We start from the raw sequence: 19,721 nt of genomic DNA on the forward strand, positions 1-19,721 counted from the left end.
ATCACGTTCGCTTTATCGTGGTGTAGACAGCCAACCCCTTAGACCACCTCGTCTTTCCACGACGGCTCCGGCCAGAATGAGGACCAGAAGGGCAAGGATCGGCCAATCGCCCCAGCGCCAGTAGGGCGGCGGCGTCAGGCCGGCCGGCAAAGCGACGTCATACGCGCCCTCCTGTCCCGGTGATACCGCGAGAACGGCCCGACCGAAGGGGTCGACCAGACCGGACACGCCCCGCGCCGCGCTGCGCACCAGCGGCAGGCCGGTCTCGATGGAGCGGTAGCGGGTCTGGTTGAAATGCTGGTAGGGCCCGCTGGTGACACCGAACCAGGCATCATTGGACAGGTTGAACAGCCATTGCGGCCGTTCGTCGACCGAGCGCACGAAGCCCGGGAAGATGGCCTCGTAGCAGATCAGCGGCATCATCGGCGGGGCGCCAGGCACGTCGAGCGTCATGGCGCTGGTGCCGGGCGTGAACTGGAGCCGGGCGAATTCGTCGAACCCGATCGCCGAGACCAGTCCGGACAACGGGATCATCTCGCCGAACGGGGTCAGCCGGACCTTGTCGTAGAGCGCGTCGATGCGGGGTACCGACTGGCGAAAGCGGAGCACGGAGAGGGCGTTGAAGTATGCGTAACCGTCCTCCCCGGCCGAGCGCCGGTTGACGCCGGCGACCAGGACCTGGCCGTTGTCCAGAAGGCTCGCGACCTCGCCGAGTGTCTGTCCGTCCTCGAGCATGAGGTTGGGCATGGCCCCTTCCGGCCATAACACGTGGGTGACCTGGTCGATCCCGTCGGCCCCGGTCAGGGCCAGATAGCGGTCGCGGGTCAGCGCCTCGCCGTCCGGACCCCATTTCTCGGCCTGGGTCAGGTTGGCGTGGACGATGCGCAGGCGAACATCCGGCCATACCGGCTGCTCCGCCTGCGACAGGCGCACGGCGCCGGAAAAGATCAGAATGAAACCCAGTGCCAGCCCGGCGAAGGCCGGCATCAGACGCGCCGTCGAAAAGCGGCTGCCAACCGCGACGGCGGGCGCGGCCAGGATGAAGACGGTCAGGAAAGTCAGGCCGTAAACCCCGAACCAGGCCGCGGTCTGGCTCATCGCGCCGCCGGCCGCCCAGGTGTAGCCCGGCAGATTCCAAGGCAGGCCGCCGAACAGGTGACCGCGGATCCATTCCGTCAGGGTGATGGCTGCGGCAAACACCAGGACCCGCCACACCGACGACTTGGCGATCCAGACATAGAGCATGATCGCCAGCCCCCAGAACACGGCCAGCAGGGCGGCAAAGGCCGGCACCGCCACCGGCACGAGCAGGCCGAAACCGGGTCCGCGGGTTATGAAGGCGAAAGCGATCCAGAAGGTGCCGGCGAGGAAATAGCCGAAACCGAACACGAAGCCGCGGCCGAAGGCGGTCCGCATGGGGCGTGTCGATGTGCGAACACTGTCCGCGCTCCACAACAGCACGAACAGGCCGACCGCCAGGGCCGGCCAGATGTGCAGGGGCGCCATGGCAAGGGACGATACGGCGCCCGCCAGGACCAGAACGAGGATGTGCTTCCAGCCGCTGGTGCGCGCCATCCAGCGGCGCACGACATCGGTGCGAAGGTCGCCCCAGCGCATCAGGCCGCGCCGGCCTCGCCGGGCTCGTCCCCGGCCGGTTCAGCTGCGCGGCTGCCCGGGCCCGGGGCCCGCACGCGCATGCGCTTGATGCGGCGGCTGTCGGCTTCCAAGACCTCGAACTCATAGCCCGTGGGATGGCGAATGACTTCGCCGCGCTCGGGCACCCGGCCGATCAAGGTGAAAACCAGGCCCCCGAGGCTGTCGACATCCTCGTCTTCATCGGGCTCGGCGATCTCTTCGCCGACCACGGTCTCGAATGCATCGATCTCGGCCCGCGCCTCGACATCCCAGACGCCCGGTCCGCGGGCCCGGATGGCCGGCGAATCCTCGTCGTCATGCTCGTCCTCGATGTCGCCCACAATGGGTTCGATCAGGTCTTCCAGCGTCACCAGCCCGTCGGTGCCGCCATACTCGTCGACCACGAGCGCCAGGTGCATGCGGCGGCCCTGCATCCGGCGGAGCAGGTCGAGGGCGCGCATGGAAGGCGGGGCGAACAGCAATTGGCGACTGATCGACGGGATCACCTGCTTGTCGGCCCAGCCGGCGAGGCGCTTGCCGCTGTCGCCGGGGGCCAGGTGACCGATAACATCCTTGATGTGGACCACGCCGATCGGGTCATCGAGGCTTTCGCGATAGACCGGCAGGCGCGAATGGGAGGCCTCGGCAAACAGCCGGGCGAGATCCCCGAGCGGTGTGGACACCTCGACACCGACGATGTCGGCGCGCGGCACCATGACATCGGCCACCCGCAGCTGGTCCAGCGCGTTGGCCTCGATGGCGTAAGCGGGAAGGTGTGGCTGTTCAGGATCGGCAACTGTCAGCGCCGGCACGGAGGCGCGACGCTCGCCGCCGAACATGCGGCGCAGCCAGGAGGTCGATCGGGACGGTTCTGGATCGGGGGTGTCAGTCATGCCTGCTTCGCGAAACATTCTCGCCATCAATCTGTATACGGGTCGCCGACGCCGAGACGCGCCAGGGCCCGCCGCTCGATGGTTTCCATGATTTCTGCGTCATCATCGTCCTGGTGATCATACCCCTGAAGATGCAGGAAGCCATGAATGACGAGATGACGCAAATGATCGGCGGGGGAAATCCCCCGCGCCTCGGCCTCACGCATGACTACGCCGGAGGCCAGAGCCAGATCACCGAGGTGATTGTCGGCACTTTCATCGGCCGGAAAGGCCAGCACATTGGTCGGCTTCGGCTTGTCACGGAAGCGGCCGTTGAGCTCGGCGATCGCCTCATCCCCGGTCAGCAGGATGGCGACCACGCCCGGACGGGTCTCGCCGACTTCGCGGCAGGCCGCGCCCACGGCCTCTTCGGCCAGCCGGGTCTTGTTGTCCAGAACCCGCCACGCCTCGTCCTCGACGATCAAGTCTATGGCATTCATGCGCGTATCGGCGAACCGGTCGAGCGGCTCGCATCCTCCTCGTAGGCGGCGACGATGCGCGCCACCAGGTCATGGCGCACGACATCGTGCCGGGAGAAACGCGTGATGGCCACGCCCTTGGTCCGGTGCAGGATATCGAGCGCGTGCGGCAGGCCGGACGGGTCGCGCGGATTGAGATCGACCTGGCTCGGATCGCCGGTGACCGCCATGCGCGAGCCCTCGCCGAGCCGGGTCAGCACCATCTGCATCTGGGCCCGCGAGGTGTTCTGGGCCTCGTCGACGACGATGAAGGCGCGGTTCAGCGTGCGGCCGCGCATGAAGGCGATCGGCGCCACCTCGATACGGCCGTCCTCGCGCATCTTTTCCAGCTGCGAGCGCCCCAGCGTGTCGGCCAGGGCATCCCACACCGGCAACAGATAGGGGTCGACCTTCTCGGTCAGGTCGCCGGGCAGAAAGCCGAGCTTCTCGCCGGCCTCAACGGCCGGACGGGTGATGATCAGTTTCTCCACCTTGCGCTGGACCAGCAGGGAGGCGCCGTAGGCCACCGCCAGCAGCGTCTTGCCGGTGCCCGCCGGGCCGACCCCGAAAATCAGGTCGCAGCGTTCGTCCTTGAGGGCGCGCACATACTGGCGCTGGCCGTCGGTGCGGGCGATCAGGCTGGCGCCGCGCGGAATCCGGATGACGCCGTCATCATCGGTGCCCGACGGCGAGTCATCGCTCATGCGCAGGGCGGAGCGGACAGCGGCTTCGTCACAGGTCAGGCCATGCTCGAGACCGGCATAGAGCCGCTTGAGGACGCGCTTGGCCTCGTCGCGGTCGGCGCTGTCACCGGCCGTGATCACCACCTGGCCACCACCGGGCGCGGACAGGCTGACACCCAGTTCCTGCTCGATCAGCATGAAGAAACGGTCGCCCGCCCCGGCCATGCCGCGGAGACGCTCATTGTCGTCGAAATAGACGCTTTCGGACGCTTCGCGGCGCGGCTTGGCGGCGCGCTTGCGCGGAGCGGGCTTGGCTGGGGACTTGGACGGGGTCTTGGACGCGGTCACGCGGCACTCCTGGCGCCACCGGCCAACTGGCCGGACAAGGCATTGCGGCTGGCAGTCTCGATGCGCACCTCGGCAATCTGACCGATCAGCTCGGCCGGACCATCGACATGCACCGACTGCAGGTAGGGGCTGCGCCCGTGCAGCTGACCGTCGAGGCGGCCGGGTTTCTCGAACAGGACCGGCAAGGTGCGGCCGATCATGCTTTCATTGAAGGCGACCTGCTGGCTGTTGAGCAGGGCTTGCAGGCGCTGCAGGCGCTCGTCCTTCACCGCTTCGTCGACCTGGTTGAACATCGCCGCGCCGGGGGTTCCCGGCCGCTTGGAATACTTGAACGAGAAGCAGGACGCGTAATCGACCTGGCGCACCAGCTCCATGGTCGCTTCGAAATCGGCCTCGGTCTCGCCCGGAAAACCGACGATCATGTCGCCGGAAATGGCGATGTCGGGCCGGACCTCGCGCAGGCGGGCGATGGTCTCCAGGTAAGATCCTGCAGTGTGGTCGCGGTTCATCGCCTTGAGGATCTTGTCGGAGCCCGACTGCACCGGCAGGTGGAAATACGGCATCAGCTTCGGCGTGTCGGCGAAGGCCTGGATCAGGTCTTCGTCCATGTCGCGCGGATGCGAGGTGGTGAAGCGGATGCGCTCGATGCCGCCGATCAGGGCGACATGGCGCACCAGCTGGCCCAGCCCCCAGCTGCCGTCGGCCTCGCGACCGGCCGGCGGGGCGCCGTGGAAGGCGTTGACGTTCTGGCCCAGCAGGGTGACTTCGCGAATGCCCTGGGCGGCCAGGGCTCGGATCTCGGCCACGATCTGGTCGACCGGGCGCGACCATTCGGCGCCACGCGTGTAGGGCACGACACAGAAGGTGCAGAACTTGTCGCAGCCTTCCTGCACCGTGACGAAGGCGGAATAGCCCTCGACCTGCCGGGTCGCGCCAAGGCTGTCGAACTTGTCCTCGACCTCGAACTCGGTGTCGAGCGCCTCGCCCCTGGCGCGGTGAGCCTGGGCAATGAGCTCGGGCAGCTTGTGATAGGTCTGCGGGCCGACGACGAGGTCAACCACTGGCGCGCGCTTCATGATCTCCGCGCCCTCGGCCTGGGCCACGCAGCCGGCCACGGCGATGGTCATGCCACCGCTTTCGGCTTTCTGTTCCTTGAGGGGACGCAGGCGACCAAGCTCCGAATAGACCTTCTCGGCGGCCTTCTCGCGAATGTGGCAGGTATTGAGTATGACCAGGTCGGCGCCATCCGGCGTCTCGGCCGGCTCGTAGCCGAGCGGGGTGAGAACGTCCTTCATCCTTTCGGAATCATAGACATTCATCTGGCAGCCATAGGTCTTGATGAAAAGGCGTTTGCGCGTCGAACTCATGGATCCTCGAGCGGCCGGCACTCCCGGCCCTATCCGTACAGCCTCCGGCCTCGGCCGGGAAGCCGGGCGTTATGATGGAAATGCACCGTCATGGCAAGGTGGCGCGAGACTAATCGGGTTTCGCCGCGGCGGCCATTTCGCCGGGCGAGGGCACCGTGGCCGGCGCCTGCTTGCGCGGACCGGGATCGAAACGACGGGCACTCAGCCCCAAAACCAGCGCGATCAGCGTCAGGACCGAGGCGACCAGGAAAGGGGCCCCGGGGAACTCGACCGGCGCATCGCTGCCGGAGAAGCTCGAGAACAGACGCGACATGAAAAGCGGACCGATGATCATCGACAGGCTCTGCAGCGACGTCATGGCGCCCTGCAATTCGCCCTGGGCATTGGGCGGCACGAGCCGCGACATCACACCCTGCAGGGCCGGCTGGCCGATCCCACCGAGCGCCCCGAAAGCGATCAGCGCGTACACCATCCAGCCCGCCGTGGCGAAGGCATAACCGGCGTAGGCCAGGGCCCCGAGGGCCAGCGAGAAGGCGATCGCCCGCCACTCGCCCAGCGCCGGCACGAGATGCCGGGTCAGGCCGCCCTGGACGACGGCCGAGGACAGGCCGACGGCCATCAGCGACAGGCCGATTTCCTTCGGACCCCAGCCGAACTTGAAGTCGGAATAATAGGACCAGATCGCCGGATAGACCGCGTGACCGAGCAGCATGAGAAAGACTGCGCCCATCAGGATCAGCACGGCGGGGTATTTTCGCATCTGGGCCAGCGAACCGAGCGGGTTGGCCCGGCGAATGTCAAACGGACGACGATTTTCCTTGGCCAGCGTCTCGGGCAATACGATCAGGCCGTAGACGAGATTGCAGCCGGCCAGGATGGCAGCGGCGAAGAACGGCGCACGCGGACCGAAGGCGTCACCCAGGAAGCCACCCAGGGCCGGGCCGAGAATGAAGCCGATACCGAAAGCCGCGCCGATCAGGCCGAAGCGGCCGGCGCGCTCTTCCGGCGGCGTGATATCGGCGATGTAGGCGTTGGCCGTGGAGTAGCTGGCCCCGAACACGCCGGCCAGAAGACGTCCGACCAGGAGCAGCCAGAACACCGGCGCAAAGCCCATGATGAAATAGTCGATGGTGAAGCCGGCCAGCGCGGCCAGCAGGACCGGCTTGCGGCCGAAGCGGTCGGACAGCCCCCCGATGATCGGCGCGAAGATGAACTGCATGCCCGCATAGGCGGCCATCAGCCAGGCGCCAAGCACGGCGGCATTGTTCGCCTGGAGACCGGTCAGTTCCTCGATCAGCTCCGGCATGACAGGAATGATCAGGCCGAAGCCGATCATGTCGATCAGGACGGTGATGAAGATGAAGGTGACGGCATGCTTGCCGGGGCGGCGAGCGGGCATCGCGAATTCCTGACCAGACGTGTGTGAGCGCCTAGTCCTCGGCACCCTTCAGCGGCACGCCGTAAAGCTCAAGCCGGTGATCGACAAGTTTATAGCCCAGCTTGCGGGCAATGGCTTCCTGAAGACGCTCGATCTCTTCGTTCACGAATTCCACGACTTCTCCGGACTTTAGGTCAATGAGGTGGTCGTGATGCTCGTCGCCGACTTCCTCATAGCGCGACCTTCCGTCGCGGAAGTCATGGCGCTCGATAATGCCGGCTTCCTCGAACAGGCGCACGGTACGGTAGACAGTGGCGAGGGAAATCCGCGGATCTTCGGCCGAGGCGCGACGGTGCAATTCCTCGGCATCGGGATGATCGTCGGAGGAGGACAGCACGCGGGCAATTACCCGGCGCTGGTCGGTCATGCGCAGACCCTTGGCTATGCACAGCTTCTCAATACGGTCCGGCATCTCGAATCCCCTTCATCACCACAGCACAGATAGGCGGTCACCCCGGCCCCTGTCCATCACCAGACAGCCATTTTTCCAGCACGAGGGCATCGCTCCCGTCGGCATAATAGCCCTTCCGGCAACCCACTTCACAAAAGCCGGCGCCACGGTAGAGGCGGTCAGCAGCCGCATTGCGCGTCGAAACCTCCAGGAAGAGCCGTGACACCCCGTCAGCGAAAAGGCGCTCTTGCACGGCGCCCAGCAGTTCGCGCCCGGCCCCCTTGCGACGCGCGCGGGGAACAACGCCGATGGTCAGGATTTCCGCCTCGTCGAGCGCCTGACGCGTCAGCGCCATCCCGATGGCGCTGCCCGGCGCGCCGAGGCGAAATCCGGCCGTGCCGGGAAGGTGCAGCAGGCTGGCAAACTCCCCGGCCGGCCAGGGGCGCTCGAAACACTCGGCGTGCAGGGCCGCCAGTTCGGCTGCCGCGGCCGGGCCGACGCGGACAAGTCCGGTCACGAGGCCGGTCACGAGGCCGGCTCCACCCCGCCCGGCAATTTGGCATCGGGCGGTCGGGCATAAAAGGGTGTCGGCGGCGCAGCCTGCGGGTCTGCGGCGGCGACGAGGTCGAGCAGGCAGGACGCGTCGAGACCCGATATCTCGACCGTCTCGCCGAATTCGTTCAACAGCCCGGCCCCCGACCCCACAATACGCAGGTCCGCGGCGTCCAGTTCGGCAATCAACTGCCGGGCTCCGTCGAGGTCCAGGCGCTGCGGCGGACCGTCCGGTGTGTCGTTCCAGAGCTGGAGGACAATATCGCCGCGGCGGGCATCATGGGCCGCCAGAATGGGTCCGTGCCCGTCCTGCATGGCTGCCCAGACTGCCAGATTGCTGATGCCGACGACCTCGGCCTCCACGGCAATGGCCAGTCCGCGCGCGAATGCGACACCGACCCGTGTGCCGGCGAAACTGCCGGGTCCGATGGTGATACCGATGCGATCGATGTCGCGAGGCGCCAGACCGGCGTCGACCAGCAGATCGCGGACCATCGGCGCCAGGCGTTCGGCATGACCGCGCCCGATGGTTTCGCACACGGCCCGGTCAGGCAGACCGGGCCGGCGCAGGGCGACCGAACAATCGGCGCCCGTCGTATCAATGGCCAGCAGGTTCATGCAGGGCGGTCTAGAGGATTCTGGCCGCCTCGTCGAAGTCCAGACGCGGCAGGCGCGGGAACAGGTTCTTGGTGGTGCCGTAGCCGAGATTGATCAGGAAATCGGATTTCCACGTCGACATCTCGTCATCGCCTGCGAAGAAGGCCTCATCGACACCGTCCTTGTCAAAACCGGACATGGGGCCGCAATCGAGACCGAGGGCCCGCGCCGCTATGATCAGGTAAGCCCCCTGCAGAATGGCATTGCGGCGACCATTGTCGATCGTTGACTGGGGCGCCGTGAACCATTCGCGCGCACCCGGATTGTGCGGCATGAGCTGGGGGATCTTGTCATAGAACTTGTTGTCCCAGGCCAGGATCACGGTGACCGGCGCCTTCATGGTCTTGTCGTGATTGCCCTCGCTGAGATGCGGCTCCAGCCTGGCCTTCGCCTCGTCGCTGGTCACGAAGACGAAGCGCGCCGGCGAGGAGTTCGCACTGGTGGGGCCCATGCGGACACTGTCATAGAGGCGACGCAGCGTCTCCTCCGGCACAGCCCGGTCCTCGAAGTCGTTATAGGTGCGCGCCTCGAGCAGAATGTGACGCAGGGCGTCCTCGCTGATGGGCGTGTTCTGGGTCGGCTTCTGGGTCAGTTCGGACATGGGTGTCTCCGGCAATGATTGTGTTCGCGACGCTATGTAATGAGCGCAACGCGGTTTGGGAATTTCCGATCCGGAAAAAGACTATGCGGTCCCGGCTGACCGTTATTCGACGGCTTCGACCGACCGGATCTCCGGAATGTAATGCTTGAGGAGATTCTCGATGCCGGATTTGAGCGTCATCGTCGACGACGGACACCCGGCGCAGGCGCCGCGCATCTTCAGTCGCACCACGCCGCTTTCCGCCATGTAGGAATGGAACAGGATGTCGCCGCCATCCTGGGCCACGGCCGGGCGAACGCGGGTATCGATGAGTTCGATGATCTCCTTGACCAGGCCTTCATCCTCTCCGGCGTAGGTGGCGTGCCCGCTCTCGTCGACCGCGTCTCCGAACAGCGGCCGACCGGACTGCAACCCGTCCATGATGGCGCCCAGGATGAAGGGCTTGATGTGATCCCACTCGTAATCATCGGTCTTGGTGACGGCGATGAAGTCCTCGCCGAAGAACACGCCCGACACGCCATCGACCAGGAACAGGTCCGAGGCCAGGGGGGCCTGGGCGGCTGCCGCGGCGGTTTCGAACTCGCGCGGTGCGTCCGGCGATATCTCCCGTCCGGGCAGGAATTTGAGGGTGTTCGGGTTCGGCGTGGCTTCGGTCTGGATAAACATGGCAATCTCCTGCCCCCCATCTGGCCATGAATGACCGAGGGTTCAACCACAGTTGGCGTAGGGCTTTCAGATAAGCGCGTCGATTTCCTCGTTCGACATGTCGCCCGGCACCACCGTCACCGGCACGGCCCGCGCCTCGAACAAGCCCTTGCCGCGTGCCAGGGCCGAAACCAGTGGACCCGGTCCTTCCTTGCTGCTGGTCGAGGCCCCCAGCACGAGCAGCGAGATCAGCGGGTCATCAACCAGAAGCTGGGCCAGCACATCGCGCCGGTCGCCTTCGCGCAGCAGCAGTTCCGGCCGCTCGCCGGTGACCGCTTCAGCATCTTCCGCGAGCGATTCCAGCAGGGTCTCCGCAGCGGTTTCCGCCTCGCGCTTGGCCGTTTCGGCAACGCCGATCCAGTGATTGAAGTCGGCGGGCTCGTGCGTGGCCAGGATGGTGACATGGGCTCCGGTCGCCCGCGCCCGGCGCGCAGCGAAATAGAGAGCCGTCCGGCACTCGTCCGTGTCATCGGCGATCACGAGAAATTTGCGTTGGCTGTTCGGCATGCGGACGGGAGTGTGGCGACAGTTGTCGGCCTCGTCCAGTTTTAAGGCTATGTCGGTGTCAGACGGGCAATCATCCGGAAGCGAGGCGGAACAGTGATCCATCATATCGACCAACGCCGCGGCGAAGCGGGCCCGAGTGAAGTATCGGTGCAGGCCGGACAGCTTGTCCGCAAAGGTCCCGGCGGCCCGGAACACACACTCCGCCTCGCCGACATTGTCGAAATCCGGCTGAGCGTCGACCGCGCCGGGCGTGGCAGCCAGATCGTGTGCGGCGTCACCGACCGGCTCGGAAGGACGCTGTCCTTTGCCTCCATGCGATGGACCGGAGCCGGCGATTTCGAGCCGAATGCCCTGACCTTCAAGGCACTGCTCGGCGAGCTCCATGGCGCACTGACCGATCGCCACGACGACATCCGGTTTGTCGAAGGCCCGCCGACCGGCCAGTTGATGCGCTATTTCGGCCTGGCCAGCGCCCTGACGCTGGCGAGCCTGGCAGGATTTGCCTGGATATTCCTGGCCCAGGAGAACCGCTATGGCCTTCTGCTGGTGCCGCTGATCATGCTCGGAGGCTGGCTGATGCGCGTGTTCCGGCCTCGCAGCGAACGCCGGTACGATCCCGATACCTATGCGAGCAAGCCGGTCAACGAGGAAGAACTAGTCGGCGAGAACTGACGCCGCTGTGCGAACCTCGAAGGTGACCGGTACGCGGCCGGCCCGCTCGAAGATCAGCCAGCCGGAGACCTGGTCACCGACTTCGACCGGCGCCAGGCCGAACACCATCAGGTGTTGACCGCCCGGTGCGAAATTGAGCGGCGTGCCCTTGTCGATGTCGACGGGCCCGATCGCACGCATGCTCATCATGCCCTGCGCGTCCATCTCGTGGCCGTGCAGGCTGACTTCGCTGGCTCCCTCGATCTCGGCCGCGAGGAGCCGGTCCGGCTCGCCGCGCTCCAGCCGCGCCGTGACATAGGCGGAAGTGACATCGCGCCCGCCCGGGTGCGGCTGCATCCACGCCGTGTCGATGACCAGCATGCCGGGTTCGGAGCCACGCGGCAGCTGGGCCGGGTCGCCGCCTGCAGATGAGGTCTGGGACGACATGGTCGGGTTCGTCCCGGCGTCGGCCGGCTCGGTCCCGTCCGCGCAGGCGGCCATTGTCAGGCTCGCGGCGAGCAGTCCTGCAAGTGGAATGAAATGCTTCATGTCGTGCTCCTACCGGGTCCGGGTCAGCCCCAGAATCCAACTGCGCGATGAACTTCCTCAAGTACCGGCTCGGCAACCGTGCGGGCTTTCTCGGCCCCGGCACCAAGAATGCGGTCGATCTCGGCCTTGTCACCCATCAGGCGGCGATATTCGTCGGACACCGGGGCCAGGTGGGCGACGGCAAGGTCGGCGAGGGCCGGCTTGAAGATGCCGAAACCCTGACCGCCGAACTTCTCCAGCACGCCCGCCTTGGTCTGCCCGCTCAGGGCCGCGTAGATGCCGACCAGATTGGCGGCCTCGGGACGGGTTTCCAGACCATTCACGGTCTCCGGCAGAGGTTCGGGGTCGGTCTTGGCCTTCTTGATCTTGCGGGCAATGGTGTCGGCATCATCGTCCAGATTGATGCGCGAATTGTCCGACACGTCGGACTTGGACATTTTCGAGGTGCCGTCGCGCAGGCTCATGATGCGCGCGCCCGGGCCCTGGATGACCGGCTCGGTCAGCGGGAAGAAGGCCTCGCCCTTGCCGTAGTCGCGGTTAAAGCGGGCGGCGATGTCGCGGCACAGTTCCAGGTGCTGCTTCTGGTCTTCGCCGACCGGCACTTCCGTGGCCTTGTAGAGCAGGATGTCGGCGGCCTGCAGGACCGGATAGGTGAACAGGCCGACCGAGGCGCGCTCCTTGTCCTTGCCCGCCTTGTCCTTGAACTGGGTCATGCGTTCCAGCCAGCCGAGCCGGGCGACGCAGTTGAGCACCCAGGCCAGGCCGGCATGACCGGGCACGGCGGACTGGGCGAAGATGGTGCTTTTCTCGGGATCGACACCGGAGGCGATGTAGGCGGCGGCCGCCGAGCGGACCCGGTCGCGCAGTTCACCCGGCTGGTGAGGCATGGTGATGGCGTGCATGTCGACGACGCAGTAGAAGCATTCGCGATCGCCGCCATCCTGCAGGGCCACCCAGTTCTTCAGCGCCCCGAGATAATTGCCGAGGTGCAGCGAGCCAGTCGGCTGCATGCCGGAAAAGACGCGTTTCGGGCCGTGATACTCGGTGGGCGTGTCGCTCATGGGTTCTGCCTTGCACAATCTCTGTCAGGGAGCGGGTGTAGCGATACCCGCGACGTGCCTCAAGAGCGCTTGAGCGCTGCCCGGACCTCTGCGACCCGCAGGGCTCCCGTGGTCAGGGCAGCGAGCCCGAACACGCCGGCCCCGGCAGCGCACACGAACAGCAGCGAAATCAGTGTCGAACCGAAGAGCAGCGCGGTGATCCAGCCGGCGTAATGCTGTGCCACCAGGAGGAAACCGGACATCAGGGCCGCGGCCAGCAGGATGCGCGGCAACTTGTGGAGCAGACGGGCATCGGGTTGCAGCAGGTCACGGCGGTGCAGGGTGATGGCGAGCAGCAGCATATTGGTCCAGCCGGCGACCGATGTGGCAACAGCCAGTCCAAGAAAGCCAAGCGGTCCGAAGAACAGGCCGAGGCCAAGAACCAGGTTGATGACCACCGAAATGCTGGCGAACTTCATCGGCGTCATGGTGTCCTGGCGGGCGAAGAAGCCCGGCGACAGCACCTTGATCAGCACGAAGGCGGGCAGGCCTATGGCAAAGGCGCGCAGGGCCAGGGCCACCATGTCGGCATCGGCGGAGGTGAACCGCCCGTTCTGAAACACGCCCACAACGATGTATTCGGGAATAGTCGCCAGCGCCGCAGCCGCCGGAAGGGTCAAAGCCATCGACACTTCCAGGGCCCGGTTCATCGCATTGCTCGCGCCCTGGACATCACCGGCCCTGACTCGCCCCGACAGGGTCGGCAACAGCACGACACCCATGGCGATGCCGACAACCCCCAAGGGGAATTGGTACAAACGGTCAGCGAAATAGAGCCAGGACCGGGCGCCCTCCTGGAGCGTGGCGATCGAGGACGTCACGAGAATATTGATCTGCGTGACACCGGCAGCCACGGCACCGGGCACGCCGAGTATGACAAGTCGCTTCACATCATTGCTGATCCGCGGGAGACGCAAGCTGAGGCGCAGTCCGAGCGTGCGGCAAGCGGCCAGCAACCAGATGGTCTGGAGAACACCGGACCCGGTGATGCCGATCGACAGGTAAAGCGCCAATTGCTCGCCGCCGGCATCGGAGAACACCATGATCCCGATGAGGGTCAGGTTGAGAACCACAGGTGCCGCAGAGGTGACCGCAAACTTGCCGTGCGAATTGAGCACTCCACTGAGCATCGCCGACAAGGACATGAGCAGCAGATAGGGCATGGTGATCTGGGTCAGCAGCACGGCCAGCCCGAACAGCCCGGGGTCAGACACGAAGCCGGGCCCCAGGGCGTACATCAGCCAGGGCATGGCGATCTGGGCGCCAATGACCAGGATCAGCATGGAAGTCAGCAGGACCGACATGACCTGGCGCGCGAAAGCTGTCGCTTCGTCGATGCCATCACCCTCGAGCTTGCCGGCATAGAGCGGCACGAAGGCGGAATTGAAGGCGCCTTCGGCAAAGATGCGGCGAAACAGGTTGGGGAACTGGAACGCGGTCAGGAAGACGTCGGTGACCGCGCCGGCGCCCAGGGCGGCAGCGAGCAACATCTCGCGCACGAAACCGAGGACCCGGCTTGCGCTGGTGAACAAGCCGACGACGGCGGTGGATCGAAGAAGACGCATACCTACCTCAGGACGCTGGCGCTGGCCCGGGCGATGCCGCGCTCGGCGGCACGCTCGTCGAACGCCTGCTCGCCTTCACTGAACACCGCCAGCAAGCCGCTGCGAACCCGTTCTGACACCGCCTCATCCTCCAGCTTGCCACCCTGATGAGTGACATAGAACACATCGGTCGCCCGTTCGCCATAACCGTCAATCTGGGCCGAGGCCAGCGATACGCCCTGGTCGGCCAGGACATCGGCCAGGTCGGCCAGCAGGCCCGGCCGGTCGCGCCCCGAGGCCTCGATGACGGTGGCCTGTTCGGCAATATCGTTGGAGATGACGACACTGGGCGTGACCCGGAACACGGCATCACGGTGATGGGTGATTGAGGCCGTGCGACGACGCACCTCGGTTGTCCCCGTGGCGACCTCTCGCAGGTATTTCACGAGGGCGCTGCGTTGCAGCTCGTCGCCATGGCCGTAGGGCTGCCCCGCCGCATCCTGGATGTAGAACACGTCGAAGACTTGGCCGGACCGGGTGGTGTTGATGGTGGCCCCGACCACGTCGGCGCCCATTTCGGTGAAGGCGGCGGCGATGTCGGCGAAGATGCGGTCGCGGTCCGGCGACCAGATCATCACCTCGGTGGCGGCGCGGCGGCGGTCAACGCGGACCGCGGCGGCCGTCGTATTGTCGGATTCCCACGCCTTGCGCACGAAGGCGGCGTGGCGGTAGCGGTCCTCGCGACCGAACGACATCCAATAGGCATCCTGGAGTTCCGCCATCCACCATTCGGCGAACTCCGGATTGAGCCGCGCAAGGCGGGGCTGGATGCGGCTGCGCGCCGCCTCGGCCCGGTCGGACAGAGATTGGCGGGCGAGCTGAAGAGTGTCGCCTTCACGGGCCAGCACGGCCTCGGTGGCGGCATAGAGCTCGCGGATGAGCTGGCCCTTCCAGCCATTCCAGACGCCGGGCCCGACGGCCCGGATGTCAACAACTGTCAGGATGGTCAGAAGGCGCAGCCGCTCCACCGTACCGACCGCGGCCGCGAAGTCGGCAACGGTCCTGGGGTCGGACAGGTCGCGGCGTTGGGCGGTGTCGCTCATCAGCAGGTGGGACTGGATCAACCACGCCACCAGCTCGCATTCTTCCTCGCCCAGACCGAGCCGTTCGCAGGCTGCGCGCGAACGCACGGCCCCCTCCTCGCACTGGTCGCCCGAGCCCTTGCCGGTATCGTGCAACAGCACGGCGAGGTGCAGCGCGCGGCGGTGCTGGATCAAGGGGATGATGCGGGTGAGCAGGGGATGGTCGATCGGGTGCTGGCCGTTCTCGATCTCGCGCAGCAGGCCGAGCGCCTGCAGGGTGTGCTCATCCACCGTATAGCGGTGGTACATGTTGAACTGGGTGCGGGCGACGATATTGCCGAACTCCGGTATGTAGCGGCCGAGCAGGCCGGCTTCCGTCATCAGGCGCAGCACCGCCATCGGCGCCGGACTGTCGAGCAGGACCGCGAAGAAGGCCCGGGCGGCGCGTGGATCCCGGCGGTAATCATCATCGACATGGTGCAGGGTGCGGCCGATGCGGGCCACGGCTTCCGGATGCAGGTCGAGGCGTCGGGAGGCGGCCACGTGGAAAAACCGGATCAGGCGCACCGGGTCCTGGGCGATCTGGGTGCCGTGGGCGAAATCGAGCCGTCCCTCGCGCAGCACGAATTCGCCGGTATCGACATCCTCATTGCCTTCACGGCCCGGCAGGAAGCGCCCGAGCGCCAGCGGCTTGGACTTCCAGGCATCGGCCTCGAGCTTGGCGCAGACCAGTCGGGTCAGCGAACCGACATTCATGGCAGTGCGGAAATACCGGCGCATGAAGCGCTCGACGCCGCTCTCCGTCTCGCCATCGGTAAAGCCCATCCGCTCCGCGATTTCCGGCTGCAGGTCAAAGGTCAGGCGTTCGTCCTTGCCCCCGGCGAGTTCGTGCAGGTGGAAGCGGACGGTCCACAGGAAGTCGTCGGCGAGCACGTATTTGGTGACGTCGTCGACGGACAGGAGGCGGGTCCCGACCCAGCGTTCGAACGCGTCATTGCCGTACAGGAACTGGGCCAGCCAGCGCATCAATTGCAGGTCGCGCAGGCCGCCCTTGCCGGATTTGATATTGGGTTCAACGGTGAAGCGTGAACTGCCGGACTTTTCCAGCCGGGCGTCGCGCTCGCGCAGCTTGGCCTCGACGAAGCCTGCCAGGTCGCGCGACACCACTTCGTCACGGAAGCGCTGGGCCAGGCGGGCGCTGACGCTCTCATCACCGGCGAGATAGCGCAGGGACAAAAGCGCGGTCCGTTCGGAGGCGTTTTCACGCGCCAGCTCCAGGGTCTCGTCGATGGTGCGGCAGGCGCCGCCGCCAATGTCGATCTTGAGGTCCCACAGGGCGTACAGGAATTGCTGGAGGAATTCGTCGGTCTGGGGCCCGGCCCCGTCCGGCTTGACCAGCAGCAGGTCGACATCGGATGCCGGAGCCAGCTCGCCGGCCCCGAAGCCTCCCTGGGCACACAAGGCCACGCCTTCGGAACCGGCCGGGTCCGCGGCGGCCATGGAATCGAACAAGGCGTGCAGGCAGGCGCTGACGCCATTGGCCAGGTGCAGGGCGGCCGACGCCCCGCCCCCGGCGCCGGAAAGGCGCGCCGCGGCCTGCTGATGAAAGCGCTCCAGGGCCAGGCGCAATTGCGCGATCCCTGCGGTCCGGGCGGCACTGGACGCCCAGCCGCCCCGGGCAAGAGCGGCAGCCAGCTGGGCCCGCAATTGCAGGGCGTAGAGCGATACCGGAAGCGCCGACTGGGTCATGGGAATGAAACTACGCCAGGGCGGGGTGGGGCGTCACGCATTCTTCGCCAGGTCCCGCAGCTCGTAGAGGATATCCAGCGCCTCCCGCGGCGACAGGCCGTCGGGATTGATGCCGTCCAGCCTGGCCTCGACAGCGGACTGCACCGGCTCGGCAGGGGCCGGCACGCTGGCAAAGAGCGGCAGGTCATCGAGTGCCGCCGCCGGCGCACCCTCCGATTCAAGCCGTTCCAGGACCGATTGCGCCCGGCTGATGGCCCGTGGCGGCAAGCCGGCACGGCGCGCCACCTCGATACCGTAGGACCGGTCGGCGGCACCGGGACCGACTTCATGCAGAAAGACGAGCTCGCCCTGCCATTCGCGGGCCTTGAGCGAGACATTGGCGGCGGCATCGAGGTCGTCGGCGAGGCGCGTCAGCTCGTGATAATGGGTGGCGAACAGGGCGCGCGCGCCATTGACCTCGTGCAGGTGTTCGGCAGCCGCCCAGGCGATCGACAGGCCATCGAACGTCGCGGTGCCGCGGCCGATCTCGTCGAGGATGACAAAGCTGCGCCCGGTCGCCTGGTTGAGGATGGCGGCGGTTTCGATCATCTCGGCCATGAAGGTCGAGCGCCCGCGCGCCAGGTCGTCGGCCGCACCGACGCGCGAGAACAGGCGGTCGGCAAGTCCGATGCGGGCCTCGCGAGCCGGGACATAGCAGCCTGACTGCGCGAGCATCAGGATGAGCGCGTTCTGGCGCAGGAAGGTCGACTTGCCGGCCATGTTGGGGCCGGTGACAAAGCTCAGACGCGGCCCGTCCCGGCCGGCCCCGTCGAGTTGGCAGTCATTGGGGGTAAAGCGGCCATCGCCGGACTTCCGGAGCGCCCGCTCGACCACGGGGTGACGCCCGCCGGACACATGAAAGCACGTTGAATCATCAACTTGTGGCCTGGCAGCGTCGCTCTCCTCGGCCCATTCCGCGAGCGCCGAGGCCACATCGATTTCGGCCAGGGCGCGGGCGGCAGAGCGAGTGTTTTCGGACTCCGCCTCGATACGCTCGCGCAGCGCCTCGAAGACTTCGCCCTCCATTGCCAGGGCGCGGTCGGCGGCACCGGCGATGCGCGCTTCCAGGTCGGCCAGTTCGGTTGTGGTGAAGCGCACCGCATTGGCCATGGTCTGGCGATGGATGAAATCCTCGCTGGCCATCAGCCCGTCGGAATGCCGCGCCGTGACCTCGACGAAATAGCCCAGGACATTGTTGTGCTTGACCTTGAGCGTGGAAACGCCGGTGGCCTCGGCATAGGTCGCCTGCAAACCGGCGACAATGCGACGCGAGGCATCGCGCAGTTCGCGGGCCTCGTCGAGATCACTGCGCCAGCCCGGGGCCACGAATCCGCCGTCGCGGGCCTGCAGGGGAGGCTCGTCGACGATGGCGCGCTCCAGGTCGTTGATCAGCGCGGCGAGGTCGGGCTTGTCAGCGAGATTGAGCGAACGCAGCGCCTCGGAAATGTCGTCCGGCGGCGTGTCGAGCGCCTCGCGGAGCATGCGCGCAGCAATCTGCTCGCCCTCCTGCAGCGCCGCCGACAGGGCTTTCAGGTCGCGCGGCCCGCCGCGCCCCAGGAGCAGGCGCGACAGCGCCCGCTCGGCATCGCCGGCGGCCTTGAGGCGCGATCTCACATCCTCGCGCAACACGGTGTGTTCGAGGAAGAAGGCGATGGCGTCGAGCCGGCAATGGATGCGCGTGGCATCGGTCAGCGGGCGCGACAGGCGGTCGGCCAGTTGGCGCGCACCGGGAGCGGTGACCGTGCGGTCGATGGCATCCAGCAGGGAACCCTGACGCGATCCTGACAAGGTGCGCTCGATCTCGAGGCTGGCCCGGGTCGCGGGGTCGATCATCAGGACGCTGCCCTCGACTGCCTGGCGCGGCGCGCTGAGGCGGGCCGGGGCACCGGCCTGGGACAGGGCGAGATAATCGAGCAGGGCGCCAAGGGCCGCCAGTTCAGCCTTGCCGAACTGGCCGAAGGCGGACAGGTCCTGGACCCCGAACTGGGCCTTGAGCTGGCGCTCGGCGGAACCGGAGTCGAACTTGGCGCGTGGCAGCGGTGTCAGGGTAATGGCAGGGGCGATGGAGGCCGCCTCGGCAAACTGGCTTTCCTCGACCAGCAACTCCGCCGGCGCCATCGCCGCCAGCTCGGCCGCTGTCGCCGTGGCGGCCACTGCAGAGACCGCGAAATCGCCGGTGGAGACGTCAGCCCAGGCCAGCGCCACTTCACCATTCGGCAGTTGCGCAAGAGCGGCCAGGCGGTTGGAACGGCGCGGATCGAGCAGGCTGTCCTCGGTCAGGGTGCCCGGCGTGACAATGCGGGTAATCTCGCGACGCACAACGGATTTCGAACCGCGTGCCTTGGCGGCCTTCGGGTCCTCGGTCTGTTCGCCGACAGCGACCTTGAAGCCGGCCTTGATGAGGCGCGCCAGATAGGCTTCCGCGGTGGCCGCCGGCACGCCACACATGGGGATGGGCTGACCCTGGTGCTCGCCCCGTTTTGTCAGGGCAATGTCAAGAGCGGCGGCGGCCCGCACGGCATCGTCGAAGAACAATTCGTAGAAATCGCCCATGCGATAGAACAGCAGCGCATCACCCGGCGCCTGACCGCGCAGTTCGAGGAATTGCTGCATCATCGGCGTGGCGCCCTCGGCGGACGGAAACTCCCGATCGACCGGGACGGTAAGGGCAGAATGGGCGTTCATGAACGGGACCGTGGCGAGGTTTCACCTTGCGTGCAAGGATGCGAAGCG

Annotated in this window: 18 protein-coding genes; 1 reads left to right on the forward strand and 17 read right to left on the reverse strand. The window is 66.5% G+C overall.

Annotated features, from left to right (window positions below; translation table 11 throughout):
• Positions 1-12: 12 nt before the first annotated feature.
• From lnt to ACXYMR_RS04505, 12 genes are all read right to left on the reverse strand, one after another.
• Positions 13-1,617, reverse strand: coding sequence for an apolipoprotein N-acyltransferase (gene lnt / locus ACXYMR_RS04450; protein ID WP_458941547.1), 1,605 nt, complete (start codon positions 1,615-1,617; stop codon positions 13-15).
• The gene (locus tag ACXYMR_RS04455; RefSeq protein ID WP_458941548.1) at positions 1,617-2,528 is read right to left on the reverse strand and encodes a hemolysin family protein; all 912 of its coding nucleotides are present in this window, start codon (positions 2,526-2,528) and stop codon (positions 1,617-1,619) included. Before ACXYMR_RS04455 ends, lnt begins: the two co-directional genes overlap by 1 nt.
• Positions 2,529-2,554: 26 nt before the next feature.
• Positions 2,555-3,007: an rRNA maturation RNase YbeY gene (gene ybeY / locus ACXYMR_RS04460; RefSeq protein WP_458941549.1), complete on the reverse strand. Its 453-nt coding sequence runs from the start codon at positions 3,005-3,007 to the stop codon at positions 2,555-2,557.
• The gene (locus ACXYMR_RS04465; protein ID WP_458941924.1) at positions 3,004-3,933 is read right to left on the reverse strand and encodes a PhoH family protein; all 930 of its coding nucleotides are present in this window, start codon (positions 3,931-3,933) and stop codon (positions 3,004-3,006) included. The genes ybeY and ACXYMR_RS04465 overlap by 4 nt, the downstream gene beginning before the upstream one ends.
• A 119-nt stretch (positions 3,934-4,052) precedes the next feature.
• Entirely contained in the window at positions 4,053-5,423 is a 1,371-nt protein-coding gene (gene miaB, locus ACXYMR_RS04470) for a tRNA (N6-isopentenyl adenosine(37)-C2)-methylthiotransferase MiaB (RefSeq protein WP_458941550.1), read from the reverse strand.
• Between the two features lie 109 nt (positions 5,424-5,532).
• Positions 5,533-6,822, reverse strand: coding sequence for a TCR/Tet family MFS transporter (locus tag ACXYMR_RS04475; protein WP_458941551.1), 1,290 nt, complete (start codon positions 6,820-6,822; stop codon positions 5,533-5,535).
• A 31-nt stretch (positions 6,823-6,853) separates the two neighbouring features.
• Positions 6,854-7,273, reverse strand: coding sequence for a Fur family transcriptional regulator (locus ACXYMR_RS04480; protein ID WP_458941552.1), 420 nt, complete (start codon positions 7,271-7,273; stop codon positions 6,854-6,856).
• Between the two features lie 37 nt (positions 7,274-7,310).
• Positions 7,311-7,781, reverse strand: coding sequence for a GNAT family N-acetyltransferase (locus ACXYMR_RS04485; RefSeq protein WP_458941553.1), 471 nt, complete (start codon positions 7,779-7,781; stop codon positions 7,311-7,313).
• Positions 7,778-8,422: a tRNA (adenosine(37)-N6)-threonylcarbamoyltransferase complex dimerization subunit type 1 TsaB gene (gene tsaB, locus ACXYMR_RS04490; RefSeq protein ID WP_458941554.1), complete on the reverse strand. Its 645-nt coding sequence runs from the start codon at positions 8,420-8,422 to the stop codon at positions 7,778-7,780. The genes ACXYMR_RS04485 and tsaB overlap by 4 nt, the downstream gene beginning before the upstream one ends.
• A 10-nt stretch (positions 8,423-8,432) precedes the next feature.
• A complete protein-coding gene (locus tag ACXYMR_RS04495; RefSeq protein WP_458941555.1) occupies positions 8,433-9,062 on the reverse strand; it encodes a malonic semialdehyde reductase in 630 nt (209 codons plus the stop codon).
• A 102-nt stretch (positions 9,063-9,164) separates the two neighbouring features.
• Positions 9,165-9,728 carry a NifU family protein gene (locus ACXYMR_RS04500; protein ID WP_458941556.1) on the reverse strand — a complete coding sequence of 188 codons (564 nt, stop codon included), beginning with the start codon at positions 9,726-9,728 and terminating at the stop codon, positions 9,165-9,167.
• A 66-nt stretch (positions 9,729-9,794) separates the two neighbouring features.
• Entirely contained in the window at positions 9,795-10,247 is a 453-nt protein-coding gene (locus ACXYMR_RS04505) for a universal stress protein (protein WP_458941557.1), read from the reverse strand.
• Between the two features lie 120 nt (positions 10,248-10,367).
• On the opposite strand from ACXYMR_RS04505, the gene ACXYMR_RS04510 reads away from it, so the two are divergent.
• On the forward strand, positions 10,368-10,946 hold the full coding sequence (locus tag ACXYMR_RS04510; protein ID WP_458941558.1) for a hypothetical protein: 579 nt from the start codon (positions 10,368-10,370) through the stop codon (positions 10,944-10,946).
• Here ACXYMR_RS04510 and ACXYMR_RS04515 read toward each other — a convergent pair.
• Genes ACXYMR_RS04515 through mutS form a run of 5 tightly spaced genes read right to left on the reverse strand, consistent with a single transcriptional unit; the run spans position 10,929 to position 19,673 of the window.
• The gene (locus ACXYMR_RS04515) at positions 10,929-11,474 is read right to left on the reverse strand and encodes a copper chaperone PCu(A)C (protein WP_458941559.1); all 546 of its coding nucleotides are present in this window, start codon (positions 11,472-11,474) and stop codon (positions 10,929-10,931) included. The two genes, ACXYMR_RS04510 and ACXYMR_RS04515, sit on opposite strands and share 18 nt — an antisense overlap.
• Before the next feature lie 23 nt (positions 11,475-11,497).
• A complete protein-coding gene (gene trpS, locus ACXYMR_RS04520; protein WP_458941560.1) occupies positions 11,498-12,535 on the reverse strand; it encodes a tryptophan--tRNA ligase in 1,038 nt (345 codons plus the stop codon).
• Between the two features lie 59 nt (positions 12,536-12,594).
• Positions 12,595-14,139: a murein biosynthesis integral membrane protein MurJ gene (gene murJ / locus ACXYMR_RS04525; RefSeq protein WP_458941561.1), complete on the reverse strand. Its 1,545-nt coding sequence runs from the start codon at positions 14,137-14,139 to the stop codon at positions 12,595-12,597.
• 2 nt (positions 14,140-14,141) lie between these two features.
• Positions 14,142-16,949, reverse strand: a complete 2,808-nt coding sequence (locus ACXYMR_RS04530) for a [protein-PII] uridylyltransferase (RefSeq protein ID WP_458941562.1) — start codon at positions 16,947-16,949, stop codon at positions 14,142-14,144.
• A gap of 33 nt (positions 16,950-16,982) precedes the next feature.
• Positions 16,983-19,673 carry a DNA mismatch repair protein MutS gene (mutS, locus tag ACXYMR_RS04535; RefSeq protein ID WP_458941563.1) on the reverse strand — a complete coding sequence of 897 codons (2,691 nt, stop codon included), beginning with the start codon at positions 19,671-19,673 and terminating at the stop codon, positions 16,983-16,985.
• Between the last annotated feature and the right edge of the window lie 48 nt (positions 19,674-19,721).

It is taken from the genome of Maricaulis sp. CAU 1757, from assembly GCF_054482675.1.

Excerpts from the sequence above, each read along its gene's own strand:
- ACXYMR_RS04530 (WP_458941562.1), bottom strand. The coding sequence starts at position 16,949 with ATGACCCAGTCGGCGCTTCCGGTATCGCTCTACGCCCTGCAATTGCGG.
- ybeY (WP_458941549.1), bottom strand. The coding sequence starts at position 3,007 with ATGAATGCCATAGACTTGATCGTCGAGGACGAGGCGTGGCGGGTTCTG.
- ACXYMR_RS04515 (WP_458941559.1), bottom strand. The coding sequence starts at position 11,474 with ATGAAGCATTTCATTCCACTTGCAGGACTGCTCGCCGCGAGCCTGACA.
- ACXYMR_RS04500 (WP_458941556.1), bottom strand. The coding sequence starts at position 9,728 with ATGTTTATCCAGACCGAAGCCACGCCGAACCCGAACACCCTCAAATTC.
- lnt (WP_458941547.1), bottom strand. The coding sequence starts at position 1,617 with ATGCGCTGGGGCGACCTTCGCACCGATGTCGTGCGCCGCTGGATGGCG.
- tsaB (WP_458941554.1), bottom strand. The coding sequence starts at position 8,422 with ATGAACCTGCTGGCCATTGATACGACGGGCGCCGATTGTTCGGTCGCC.
- trpS (WP_458941560.1), bottom strand. The coding sequence starts at position 12,535 with ATGAGCGACACGCCCACCGAGTATCACGGCCCGAAACGCGTCTTTTCC.
- miaB (WP_458941550.1), bottom strand. The coding sequence starts at position 5,423 with ATGAGTTCGACGCGCAAACGCCTTTTCATCAAGACCTATGGCTGCCAG.
- ACXYMR_RS04455 (WP_458941548.1), bottom strand. The coding sequence starts at position 2,528 with ATGACTGACACCCCCGATCCAGAACCGTCCCGATCGACCTCCTGGCTG.
- murJ (WP_458941561.1), bottom strand. The coding sequence starts at position 14,139 with ATGCGTCTTCTTCGATCCACCGCCGTCGTCGGCTTGTTCACCAGCGCA.
- mutS (WP_458941563.1), bottom strand. The coding sequence starts at position 19,673 with ATGAACGCCCATTCTGCCCTTACCGTCCCGGTCGATCGGGAGTTTCCG.
- ACXYMR_RS04475 (WP_458941551.1), bottom strand. The coding sequence starts at position 6,822 with ATGCCCGCTCGCCGCCCCGGCAAGCATGCCGTCACCTTCATCTTCATC.
- ACXYMR_RS04465 (WP_458941924.1), bottom strand. The coding sequence starts at position 3,933 with ATGGCCGGGGCGGGCGACCGTTTCTTCATGCTGATCGAGCAGGAACTG.
- ACXYMR_RS04495 (WP_458941555.1), bottom strand. The coding sequence starts at position 9,062 with ATGTCCGAACTGACCCAGAAGCCGACCCAGAACACGCCCATCAGCGAG.
- ACXYMR_RS04480 (WP_458941552.1), bottom strand. The coding sequence starts at position 7,273 with ATGCCGGACCGTATTGAGAAGCTGTGCATAGCCAAGGGTCTGCGCATG.